This is a genomic window from Roseateles agri (assembly GCF_034043675.1).
Classification (GTDB): domain Bacteria; phylum Pseudomonadota; class Gammaproteobacteria; order Burkholderiales; family Burkholderiaceae_C; genus KK5.
Map to the genome: position 1 here is coordinate 617,154 of NZ_JAXCLA010000004.1, position 12,240 is coordinate 629,393.

Genomic DNA, 12,240 nt, shown 5'->3' on the forward strand with positions numbered 1-12,240 from the left:
AGTCTAGCCGATGGTCCGTACCACGACCGGACCAATCGAGCCGCCGATTTGCGTTTCAGCCGCCCCCGTCCATTCCTCCGCCGCCGCCCGCGTAGCCCCGCAGCTGCGCCACCAGCGCCGCGGCCGCCGCCTGCTCGTCCGCACCCGCGCCCGCCATCGCGTACTGGCGCAGGAACTCCGTCTGCTTGTGGACCGAGTCCCACATCGGCGTGGACGACACGCGGTCGCGCAGCGCCGCGTACTCGGCAGCGATGGCGGCCTGCTCCGCCTGCAGCCGGCCGCGGGCGATAGCCTCGAACAGGCGCAGCTCGGTGAGGCCGACGACGCTCCAGAAGTCCGGGTCGTCGCGGTTCTTCGCGACCAGCACCTGGCGCATCTCGGCAAGCTGCCGCTCGTCGATCTCGCGCCGGCCCAGGGTCAGCCGGCCGACGAAGGCATTGACCGCCGGGTAGTAGCTGTCCAGCCCCTGCTGCCGGCCCAGCGCCTCGGCACGCTCGTAGAACTCCACCATGCGGGTCAGCGCCTCGCGGGCCTGGGCCCGCGGCAGCTTCACCTCGTCGGCCATCAGCGCCATGCGCTTCCAGGCCGAGCCCACCAGCGACAGCCGCTCCATCGTCGGCTGCAGGGTGGCGAGCCGCACCAGCATGTCGATCGCACCGTGCAGCGCCTTCATCGCCGCGCGTAGCTCGGCCGGCTTGCTGGTGGCGCGCACGCCGGCCTCGGCCTGCCGCACCTGCAGGTTGCCGAGCTGCTCGATCGCGCGGAACGAGGCCGAGCCGTCCGGCGCGGCCACCGCGCGGCGGTACCAGTCGAGCGCCGTCGCGCGGTCGCCAGCGGCGTTCCAGGCATAGCCGAAGGCCTCGGCCACCGCACCCTCCCCGCCCCAGGCGGCGCCGAAGCGGCCTTCCAGGTGGCGCAGCTTGGCGCGGACCTCTTCCTGGCGCGCCGCCTTCAGCTCGGGCGAGACGTCGTCGAAATTGGCCTGGATGCCAATGCTCTCCACGGCCAGCGCCAGGCCCGGCGACGAGGCGATGCCGGCGAACTCCTCGGCCGGCGACGGCGGCGCCTTCGCCACGGCCGTCTGCGCGTCGGAGCCGGAGCGGCGGAAGATCCAGTCCGGGTCGCCGTAGCACTGGTAGGCGGCCCAGGTGTTGCCGCCCAGCGCCGCAGCGCTCTCGCGCGCCAGCGCCACCGCGTCCATGAAGCGGCGGCCGTTCAGCAGCGCCTTGTAGAAGCCGGTGGCGAAGGTCGACGCGGCCGCATCGTCCACCGCCCAGCCGGCCGCCACCACGCAGCGCACGCCGATGCGGATCAGCGCCTCGGCCGCCGAGGCGGCGAACTGCGCGCGGTCGTGCGTCGGCGCCGCGTCCGCGGCCAGGGGCATCAGCTCGATCGCGCCGAGGTGGCAGCAGTTGATGAACACCAGCTCGGGCACCACGCGCAGCGCCTCGATCTCGCGCCAGCCGAGGAAGATGTCGCCCGAGAGCACGACGCCGCGCGGATTGGCCGGCAGCGGCGGCTCGCCGTGGCCGGCGATGTGGACGATGCGCCAGTCGCGCTCCATCAGCTTGTTGATCACGGTGCCGGCGTCCGGCCCCGGCAGGCGCTCGTCCGCCGGGCTGACCAGCGCGTGCACCAGGTTCGGCCCCAGCGCCGAGGGCTCGCCGAGCAGGCCAGCTACCGCGGTGGCCTCGTTGCGCGCGCCGGCCAGGCGCGGATAGCCCTTGCTGGTCACCAGCGGCTCGCCGATGACCAGCACCGCGTCGTCGAAGCTGGCGTCCTGCACGCGCGGCCGCGCGCCCTCGATGCGCAGCTTGCGCAGCAGCTTGCAGCGGATCGCCCAGGGGCGCTGGTCGCCGCCCAGGCGGCTGGCATCGTCCTGCGTATCCAGCATCTCCCAGGGAATGCTGGCCGAGCCGTGGTTCAGCTCGATCAGCATCTCGCTGGTGCCGGCCAGGTAGCTGCCCAGCTCGATGGGCACCAGCAGGCGGAACAGGGTGCGGCCGATCTGCGGGTTCTGGTTGTGGTCGTTGGAGCCCTGGCGCACCAGTTCGCGCACCAGCGGGCCCTGGGTCTGGCGCGCCTGCATCTCGGAGCGGGCGCGCTTGGTGTCCAGCGTGTAGGCGATGCTGACGGCGCCGTTCAGGTCCTCGCTGGCGATCGCGCTGATCAGGTCGTAGCTGGCGCCGCGATAGCCCGAATCGGGCGGCCGGCGCAGCGCGCCGGTGACGCTCTCCACCGAGCCGTCGATGCGGAAGCGGCTGGGCATCGCCGCGGCCTGCGCCTGCAACGCGCGCCAGGCCTCGGCGGCGCGGTCCAGGTACAGCTCCACCAGGGTCAGCCGGCCCACGCGCGGCCAGCCGCGCGGGTTGTGGCGCGGGTCGGCGAGGCGCTCGTTGGCATCGGCCACACCCTGCGCGATCCACTGCGCCGAGAGACCCGGGCTCACGCCGGAGCCGCCGCTGCCGATCAGCGTGGCAGCCAGCTCGAAGCTTTCCTGCGGCAGCCCCGCCTGCTCGAAGGTCTTCTGCGCCCAGGCGATCACGCCCTGGCGCACCGTGTAGGCCAGGTCGGCGCCGCGCAGGCTGCCTTCCGCCCCGAGGCCCACGACGATCACGTTCGCCGGCCGCGGCATCTGCAGCGGGTTGCCCTTGCAGGGCGCCGTGTTGGCGAAGATCTGCAAGGTGCCGGGCAGATCGGGATAGCGGCCGATCGCGAGCGACTCGTGCATCGTGCCGCCGATCAGCCGGTCGATGGCGAGTTCGGTGCCGGTCAGCGTCATCGAGCGGTAGTGGCCCAGCACCAGCGCGTGGCGGACGAACTTCAGGTCACCGTTGAGCACGCCGATGCGCAGCGCGCCGCCGGCCGGCGGCTGGCGCACGGGCAGCGACTCTTCGGGCACCAGCCGGCCCAGGTCGCCGGCCGAGGCCGGCGCGCGGGCACCCTGGAGCATCCGCGAGGGGCGCAGCGGCACGTAGGTGGCCGCAGACGCGGCACTGCTGCCGGCGCCGCGCGCGGCCGGCGTGCCCAGCGGCGGCTGCACCGCCAGCAGGGCCGTGTTGCCGGTCTGCAGCAGCTCCAGATAGGCCGGGAAGGCCGCGGGCACGTTGCCCAGGTCGCCGTGCTCGCAATCGAGCTGCCAGGCACGCACGCCGGGCAGCATCGCGCTGTCCAGCGGCACGCGGCCGTCGCCGGATTCGGCGTTCAGGTAGCTCAGGCCCTGCTCGCCGAACTGCATGCCCGCCGGCGTGAACTTGGCGTGGCCGACCACCAGGCGCAGCTTGTCGGCGAACTTCGGCAGCGCATCGGTGCGCTGCGCGTCGAGCTTGCGGCGCTGCTCCACCGACTGGTCCAGCACCGCCTGGTCCGGCACACCCCAGCGGTACTGGTTCAGCTGGCCGCCGTCGTCCACATGCCAGAAGTTGTGCTGTTGCACGGCCTTGTAGTCGCGGTCGGCGAGGTCGGCCCAGGTCTGCTGCTTGTCGAGCGCCAGCTGCGGGTCGGTGAGCCCCGCCTGCAGCTCGATGAAGCCGGGGAACTGCGCCATCATCTGGCGCGCCGAGTGGTCCTGGAACGGCGCGCCGAAATCCACCAGCACGTTGCCGAAGGTGTCGTCGCCCGAGAGCACGCTCATCGGCGCCCAGGAGCCGCCGTTGGGCGTGCCCAGCATCAGCAGCCGCGCGTCCTTGTGCGCCATCAGCCGGTCCCAGGTGGCGGGGCATTCGATCTGCATCGTGCGCGCCAGCAGCCCGCCCATCGAGTGGGCGATCAGCCGCACCGGCTGGCCGCTGGCCTTGCGTGCATCGAGCTTGGCCTCGATGGCCGCGGCCAGCCGCTTCGCCTCGTCCGCCAGCGGCTTGCGCCAGTCGTAGCCGAAGGGCACGACCTCGTGCGTGGCGCCGAGGAAATCGATCAGCTTGTCGTAGCTGAGGCCCACCGGCCCGTCGGGGCGCACGCCGTCGCCGGGCTTCAGCTCCAGGCGCTTCAGCCCGTTGAGCACGCGCACGCCCAGCCAGATGCGCTGGTCGCCCACGGCCAGGTTGCTGCCCAGGATGCCGGGCAGCACGAACACCGCCGGCTTGGCCGCGGCCGGCTGGCCATCGTCCGGCGCCGTGCCGCGCCAGCCCTCGGCGGACAGGCCGGCGGCAGACATCGGCCCGATGCGCTGGAAGCGCTGCGGCGCGTCGTCGATGAGCCCGCTGACGATGCCCTCGGCGCTCGGCTCGTAGTCGAAGTAGCTGAAGTGCGAGACCTGGCCGCCCACCGACAGCAGGTAGCTCGCATCGACCCGCCGCGGCGCACCGCCATACATCGAGCTGGTCTGCACGACGAGGTCGTTGTCGGTCCAGAACAGCGAATCGGCCAGCAGGGTCTTCATCCAGGAGCCGATCGAGTCGCCCTGCATGTCGCCGGCCACCACGCGCAACTGGCCCGGCAGCGGCTCGTCGGCCGCGTGCAGCCAGGTGATCAGCGGGCTGCCGGGCACCTGCGCGGCCAGGCCGGGGATGGTCTGCTCGCTGGTGCGCTGCTTGGCCACCGCGCCGAGGAAGCCGACCAGTTCCGGCGCCACCGGCACATGGGCCAGCTCCAAGGTCCACTTGAGCACCGACACATAGGCATCCAGCCGCTTGGAGGCCAGCAGCGTGCCGCGCGCCGGGCAGGCGACGCGCACGAAGCGCTCGACCTTGATCCCCTTCGCCTTGACGAGCGCGCCGAGCGCCTTCAGCGCCTGCTGCTGGTCCGACGCCGCGGCGAACAGCGCCAACGCCTCGGTGCTGATGTCGGGCTGGGCACAGACGCGCGCCAGCACCTCGCCGACCAGGCCGCCGCGCGAGTGGCTCAGCAGGTGCAGCCGCGCGCCGGCGGGCAGCGTCTTCACCAAGGTCAGCGCATTGGCGATCGGGCTCTCGCCCAGGGTCGGGTGGTCGAAGCCGTAGACCCGGTCCGCGTAGAACGCGAACATCTGGCCGACCAGGTTCGGATGGCTTTCCCAGAGCTTGTGGAAGGTGCCCTGCACCGTCGAGAAAGTGCCGTGCAGCAGCACCAGCAGCGGGCCGCCATCGGGCGCGGCGGGCACGGCATCGACGCGGGAATCGCTGCCCTTGAGCTTGCCCAGGCCGGTGACGCTCAAGCGGTACACCGCGTTGTCCACCTGCTCGTCCACCGCCCGGGCGATGCCGCCGGCCGCCAGTTCCGCCGCCTTGTCCTCCACCACGCCGCGCACCAGCTGCAGCGCCGAGATGCGGATGCTGCCGAACAGGCCGGCGAGCTTGTCGCTGACCGCGCCGCGCGAAGCCGGCCCGGCAGGCGCGGCCAGTTGCTGCAAGGCCTGCCACTGCAGCGACTCGGGCACGCCCACCTCGCGCGGCAGCGGCTGCGCGGTGTCGCGCTGGCCGGCCGTCTGCGCCAGCAGCAGGTCGCGCGCGGTCTCGGGGTGCAGCACCAGGGTCGGCCCGTCGGCCACCTGCAGCACGACGACGTCGCGGCCCGGCTCGGCCTCCACCCGCACCGAGGCCTCGGCATTGCCGCCGCGGCGCGCACCGAGGCGCACCGAGTGCATCACCTCGCCGCCCAGGCCCGGCACCAGCGGCAGATCGGCCGACACGGCAGCGCCGCCGCCCCCGCGTGTGCCGCCCTGCGCTTCGCCGCTGAGCAGGAAGCTGATGGTTTCCGCCATGGTCTCGTCTCCTTGGGGTCAGGTCTTGATGCTTCGCTTGCTCGGACGGCGCTTGTCGGGGCGCTTCTTGACGGGTCAGTTTAGGAAGCGCGTTACGGCAGCGTCAACGTCAATCCGTCTAAACTGCGGCCCGCAGGAGCCCTCGCCCGACGAGGGCTCTGTTCATTTCTGCGCCCCTGCCCTTACCCGCCCCATGAGCCAAGCCCCGGATTTCTCGGCCCACACGCCGGTCATGCAGCAATATTTCCGCCTGAAGGCGGACCATCCGGACTCGCTCGTGTTCTTCCGTATGGGGGACTTCTACGAGGTCTTCTACGACGACGCGCGTAAGTGCAACCAGTTGCTGGACATCACGATCACCACGCGCGGCCAGAGCGGCGGCGCGCCGGTGGTGATGGCGGGCGTGCCTGTGCATGCGCTGGAGTCCTATCTCGCCAAGCTGATCAAGCTGGGCGAGGCGGTGGCGATCGCCGAGCAGGTCGGCGACGTGGCCACGGCCAAGGGCCCGGTCGAGCGCAAGGTGATGCGCATCGTCACGCCCGGCACGGTGACCGACGGCGAACTGCTGGACGAGAAGCAGGATTCGGTGCTGCTGGCGGTGGTCAGTCAGGGGAAAACGTTAGGCCTGGCCTGGCTGTCGATCACCGCCGGGCAACTGGGTCTGGCCGAATGCGCCGAGCGGGAGCTGCCCTCGTGGCTGTCGCGCCTGAACCCGGCCGAGGTGCTGGTGGACCGCGAGAAGCAGCCGGCCGCCGTGCTCGCCGCGCGCGCGCCGATCACGAACCGGCCGGGCTGGCAGTTCGACAGCACGCTGGGCACCCGCAAGCTCTGCGAGCAACTGGGCGTGGCCAGCCTGCAGGGCTACAACGCGCAGTCGCTCACCGCGGCCCAGGCCGCGGCCGCCGCGCTGCTGAGCTATGCCGAACACACGCAGGGCCGCGCGCTGGCCCACGTCAAGAGCCTCACGGTGCAGCGCGCCAGCGAGCTGCTGGACCTGCCGCCCGCCACGCAGCGCAATCTGGAGCTGACCGTCACGCTGCGCGGCGAGACGGCGCCGACCCTGCTCTCGGTCATCGACAGCTGCCGCACCGGCATGGGCAGCCGCGCGCTGCGCCAGTGGCTGCTGTACCCGAAGCGCGCGCGCAACGAAGCGATGTTCCGGCACGAGGCCATCGCCGCGCTGATGGCGGCCGGCCCGGAGCCGCTGCGCGAGGCGCTGCGGCACGTGTCCGACGTCGAGCGCATCGCCGCCCGCGTCGCCCTGCGCCAGGTGCGCCCGCGCGAGCTGACCGGCCTGCGCGCCACCTTGCAGACCCTGCCCGAGCTGCGCGAGACCCTGCCCGCCGACGGCGGCCTGCTGGACCATCTGGCCGAAGGCCTGCTGGCCTCCCCGCACATCGAGGAACTGCTGCGCCGCGCGATCGCCGAGGAGCCGGCCGTGCTGATGCGCGACGGCGGCGTGATCGCCGACGGCTTCGATGCCGCGCTGGACGAGCTGCGCGGCATCCAGAACAACTGCGACGCCTTCCTGCTGGACCTGGAGACGCGCGAGCGCGCCCGCACCGGCATCGCCAACCTGCGGGTGCAGTTCAACAAGGTCCACGGCTTCTACATCGAGGTCACGCAGGGTCAGGTCGACAAGGTGCCGATGGACTACCAGCGCCGCCAGACCTTGAAGAACGCCGAGCGCTACATCACGCCGGAGCTGAAGACCTTCGAGGACAAGGCGCTGTCGGCCAACGAGCGGGCGCTGGCGCGCGAGAAGTACCTGTACGAGCAGCTGATCGACCAGCTGACCGAGGAACTGCCGGCGCTGGTCGCGCTGGGCCGTTCACTGGCCAGCCTGGATGCGCTGGCCGCGCTGGCCGAGCGCGCCGGCACCTTGCGCTGGTGCCGGCCGGAGTTCGTCAACCAGCCGGCGATCGACATCACGGCGGGCCGGCATCCGGTCGTCGAATCGCGGCTGCGCGAGACCGGCGGCGGCGAGTTCATGGCCAACGACTGCCGGCTCGACGCCCGCACGCGCATGCTGATGATCACCGGCCCGAACATGGGCGGTAAATCGACATTCATGCGCCAGGTGGCGCTGATCTCGCTGCTCGCCGCGATGGGCTCCTTCGTGCCGGCCGACGCCTGCCGGCTGGGGCCGATGGACGCGATCCACACCCGCATCGGCGCGGCCGACGACCTGGCCAACGCGCAGTCCACCTTCATGCTGGAGATGACCGAGGGCGCGGCCATCCTGCACGGCGCGACCGACCAGTCGCTGGTGCTGATGGACGAGATCGGCCGCGGCACCTCCACCTTCGACGGCCTGGCCCTGGCCAGTGCCATCGCCTCGCACCTGCACGACAAGAGCCGCTCGTTCACGCTCTTCGCCACGCACTACTTCGAGCTGACCGAGTTCCCGGCCAAGCACAGCCAGGCGATCAACTGCCACGTGTCGGCGGTGGAGAGCGGCGAGGACATCGTGTTCCTGCACGAGATCCAGCCCGGCCCGGCCAGCCGCAGCTACGGCGTCCAGGTGGCACGCCTGGCGGGCATGCCGGCCTCGCTGGTGCGCCAGGCGCGTGCGACGCTGGAGGCGCTGGAGGCCAAGGCCGCGGCGGGCGATGCGCAGATCGACCTGTTCGCCGCGCCGCCGCCCGCCCCGGCCGCAGCCACGGCCGAGCCGAGCCCGCTGCAGGAAGCGATGGACGCCGTCGACCCCGATGCCCTCACCCCGCGCGAGGCGCTCGATCTGGTTTACAAGCTCAAGAAATTGAGCCTGCCATGAACGCCAAGACGATCGTCTTCTCCCACGCCAACGGCTTCCCCGCCGGCTGCTACCGCGTGCTCTTCGAGGTCTGGGAGAAGGCCGGCTGGCAGGTCCGCGCGCTGCCCTACTTCGGGCACGACCCGGCCTACCCGGTCACCAGCAACTGGCGCCACCTGCGCGACCAGTTGATCCGCTTCATCGACGACGAGGTGAAGCCCGCCGCGCCCGTGATGCTGGCGGGCCATTCGCTGGGCGGCATCCTGAGCCTGCTGGCCGCCTGCAAGCGGCCGGACTTGACGCAAGGCCTGCTGATGCTCGACAGCCCGATCATCAGCGGCTGGCGCGCCCACAGCATCCAGGTGATGAAGGCCACCCGGCTGATGCACCGCGTCTCGCCCGGCAAGATCTCCGCGCAGCGCCGCCACGAATGGCCGTCGCGCGCCGCCGTGCAGGAGCATTTCGCCGCCAAGCACAAGTTCGCCCGCTGGGACCCGCGCGTGCTGGCCGACTACGTCGCCAGCGGCTTCGAGGAACGCGAGGACGGCAAGACCCACCTGCTGTTCCGCCGCGAGATCGAGACCCGCATCTACGACACCCTGCCCCATCACCTCGACACGCTGCTGAAGCGCCACCCGCCGCAATGCCCGGTCGGCTTCGTCGCCGGCACGCAGTCCGAGGAACTCCGCCAGGCCGGCGCCGCCGCCTCCAAGGCGCTGGCGCGCCGGCATTTCGCATGGATGGAAGGCACGCACCTGTATCCGTTCGAGCGGCCGGACGATACGGCCGCGCTGGCCTTGCAGATGTTCGAGGCCTTTCAGGTCGAGTCGCAAACGGGAAAAGCGCCCTCGCTATAATCGCAATTTCCCACCACAGCGTTCTCCTCTGAACGCTGCAAGACATGACCAAATACGTCTTCGTCACTGGCGGTGTGGTGTCCTCTCTCGGCAAGGGCATCGCGTCGGCCTCGCTGGCTGCCATCCTCGAATCGCGCGGCCTCAAAGTCACCCTCATCAAGCTCGATCCGTACATCAACGTCGACCCCGGCACGATGTCACCGTTCCAGCACGGCGAGGTGTTCGTCACCGACGACGGCGCTGAAACCGACCTCGACCTCGGCCACTACGAGCGCTTCATCACCACACGGATGAAGAAGAGCAACAACTTCACCACCGGGCAGATCTACATGTCCGTGCTGGAGAAGGAACGTCGCGGCGACTATCTCGGCAAGACCGTGCAGGTGATCCCGCACATCACCAACGAGATGCAGGAATTCATCCGCCGCGGCGCGGGCCAGAACACGCCCGATGCGGTGGACGTGGCCATCGTCGAGATCGGCGGCACCGTCGGCGACATCGAGTCCCTGCCCTTCCTGGAAGCGGCGCGCCAGATGAGCCTGAAGGCCGGCCCGAACAACGTCGCCTTCGTCCACCTGACCTACGTGCCCTGGATCGCCGCCGCCGGCGAGCTGAAGACCAAGCCCACGCAGCACACGGTGCAGAAGCTGCGCGAAATCGGTATCCAGCCGGACGCGCTGATCTGCCGCGCCGACCGCCGCATCCCCGACGACGAGCGCGAGAAGATCTCGCTGTTCACGAACGTGCCCGAGTACGGCGTGATCTCGATGTGGGACGTCAACACGATCTACAAGGTGCCGCGCGTGCTGCACGAGCAGGGCCTGGACCAGCTGATCTGCACCAAGCTGCAGCTCAACACCAAGTCCGCCGATCTGCGCCGCTGGGACACGCTGGTGCACGAGGTGGAGAACCCCGCGCGCCAGGTCACGATCGCGATGGCCGGCAAGTACACCGACCTGTCCGACTCGTACAAGTCGCTGAACGAAGCGCTGCGCCACGCCGGCATCCACAACCACGCCGGCGTGAAGATCGAGTACGTCGACTCGGAAATGCTGAGCGCGGAGAACATCAGCCAGCTCGCGCAATACGACGCGGTGCTGGTGCCCGGCGGCTTCGGCAAGCGCGGTGTCGAGGGCAAGATCCTCGCCGCCCAGTTCGCCCGCGAGCACAAGATCCCCTACCTGGGCATCTGCCTGGGCATGCAGGTCGCGACGATCGAATACGCGCGCCACATGGCCGGCCTGACGAACGCCAACTCCACCGAGTTCGATTCCGCCACACCGCACCCGGTGATCGCGCTGATCGACGAGTGGCAGGACGCCGACGGCACGATCCAGAAGCGCGACGAGAAGAGCGACCTCGGCGGCACGATGCGCCTGGGCGCGCAGAGCTCCGACGTCAAGCCCGAAACGCTGGCCTACGAGATCTACGGCCCGGTCGTCACCGAGCGCCACCGCCACCGCTACGAGGCCAACGAGCACTACCTCGACCGCCTGCAGCAGGCCGGCTTGGTGATCTCGGCGATCACGCAGCGCGAGAAACTGACCGAGATGGTCGAGCTGCCCAAGGGCGTCCACCCCTGGTACGTCGGCGTGCAGTTCCACCCCGAGTTCAAGTCCACGCCCTGGGGCGGCCACCCGCTGTTCACGGCCTTCATCAAGGCGGCGCTGGAGCACAAGGCCGAGCACGCGCAAGGCCAGGGAGCCTGATGATGAAACTCTGCGGATTCGATGTCGGCATCGACAAGCCCTTCTTCCTGATCGCCGGCACCTGCTCGATCGAAGGGATGGAGATCACGCTGGACGTGGCCGGCCGTCTGAAGGAAGCCTGCACGGCGCTGGGCATCCCGCTGATCTACAAGGGCTCTTTCGACAAGGCCAACAGATCGTCCGGCACCAGCAAGCGCGGTGTCGGCATGGAGGCGGGCCTGAAGATCCTCGACGAGGTGCGCCGCGTGCACGGCCTCCCGATCCTGACCGACGTCCATGACGCTAGCCAGGTGGCCGAGGTCGCCGTCGTCGTCGACGTGCTGCAGACGCCGGCCTTCCTGTGCCGCCAGACCGACTTCATCCGCGCCGTGGCGCAGTCGGGCAAGCCGGTCAACATCAAGAAGGGCCAGTTCCTCGCGCCCTGGGACATGAAGAACGTCATCGACAAGGCCCGCGCCGCCGCTGCGGAAGTGGGCCTGCCCGAGGACAGCTTCCTGGCCTGCGAGCGTGGCGTCAGCTTCGGCTACAACAATCTGGTGGCCGACATGACCAGCCTGGCGGAGATGCGCAACACCGGCGCGCCGGTCGTGTTCGACGTGACCCACTCGGTGCAGAAGCCCGGCGGCCTCGGCGGCTCCAGCGGCGGCGTGCGCGAGATGGTGCCGGTGCTGGCCCGTGCCGGCGTGGGCGTCGGCGTGGCGGGCCTTTTCATGGAAACGCACCCGAACCCGGCCGAGGCCTTCAGCGATGGCCCCAACGCCGTGCCGCTGAAGCACATGAAGACTTTGCTGGAGCAACTGGTGGCCTTGGACCGCATCGTCAAGGCGCAACCGCTGCTTGAGAACGACTTTTCCTGCTAAGTAACGGAACAGTGGAGACTGCGGAATGGCCTACGGTTACCTGATCGTCACGATGAATATCACGGACCCGGAGCGCTACAAGCAGTACATGGCCGAGGCCCCGGCCTCGGTAAAGGCCTTCGGCGGCGAGTATCTCGTCCGCGGCGGCAAGCATGAAACACTGGAAGGCGACTGGCAGCCGCACCGCGTCGCGCTGCTGCGCTTTCCCAGCTACGAGAAGGCCAAGGCCTTCTACGACGACGAGCACTACACACGCGTGCGTGGCCACCGCGCCGGTGCCACCGAGTACTTCAACATGGTGCTCGTCGAGGGTGTCGAAGCGCCGATCTGAGCGCTGATCTGAAACACGAATCTTGATGCACAGAGGTAACGGATTTCCGGC

The 12,240-nt window shown here is 70.1% G+C and carries 6 protein-coding genes; 5 read left to right on the forward strand and 1 reads right to left on the reverse strand.

All coding sequences use genetic code 11. From position 1 onward, the window contains the following. Positions 1-55: 55 nt before the first annotated feature. Positions 56-5,677, reverse strand: a complete 5,622-nt coding sequence (locus tag SNE35_RS14800) for a CHAT domain-containing protein (RefSeq protein ID WP_320423681.1) — start codon at positions 5,675-5,677, stop codon at positions 56-58. Positions 5,678-5,870: 193 nt separating this feature from the next. On the opposite strand from SNE35_RS14800, the gene mutS reads away from it, so the two are divergent. Genes mutS through SNE35_RS14825 form a run of 5 tightly spaced genes read left to right on the forward strand, consistent with a single transcriptional unit; the run spans position 5,871 to position 12,189 of the window. Next, positions 5,871-8,453 (forward strand): DNA mismatch repair protein MutS, encoded by a 2,583-nt coding sequence (gene mutS, locus SNE35_RS14805; protein WP_320423682.1) that lies wholly within the window; start codon positions 5,871-5,873, stop codon positions 8,451-8,453. After that, positions 8,450-9,289: an alpha/beta hydrolase gene (locus tag SNE35_RS14810; RefSeq protein ID WP_320423683.1), complete on the forward strand. Its 840-nt coding sequence runs from the start codon at positions 8,450-8,452 to the stop codon at positions 9,287-9,289. Before mutS ends, SNE35_RS14810 begins: the two co-directional genes overlap by 4 nt. A 44-nt stretch (positions 9,290-9,333) precedes the next feature. Next, the gene (gene pyrG / locus SNE35_RS14815) at positions 9,334-10,998 is read left to right on the forward strand and encodes a CTP synthase (RefSeq protein WP_320423684.1); all 1,665 of its coding nucleotides are present in this window, start codon (positions 9,334-9,336) and stop codon (positions 10,996-10,998) included. 2 nt (positions 10,999-11,000) lie between these two features. Continuing rightward, entirely contained in the window at positions 11,001-11,858 is an 858-nt protein-coding gene (gene kdsA / locus SNE35_RS14820) for a 3-deoxy-8-phosphooctulonate synthase (protein ID WP_320423685.1), read from the forward strand. A 25-nt stretch (positions 11,859-11,883) separates the two neighbouring features. Beyond that, positions 11,884-12,189, forward strand: coding sequence for a DUF1330 domain-containing protein (locus SNE35_RS14825; protein WP_320423686.1), 306 nt, complete (start codon positions 11,884-11,886; stop codon positions 12,187-12,189). The last annotated feature ends 51 nt before the right edge of the window (positions 12,190-12,240 follow it).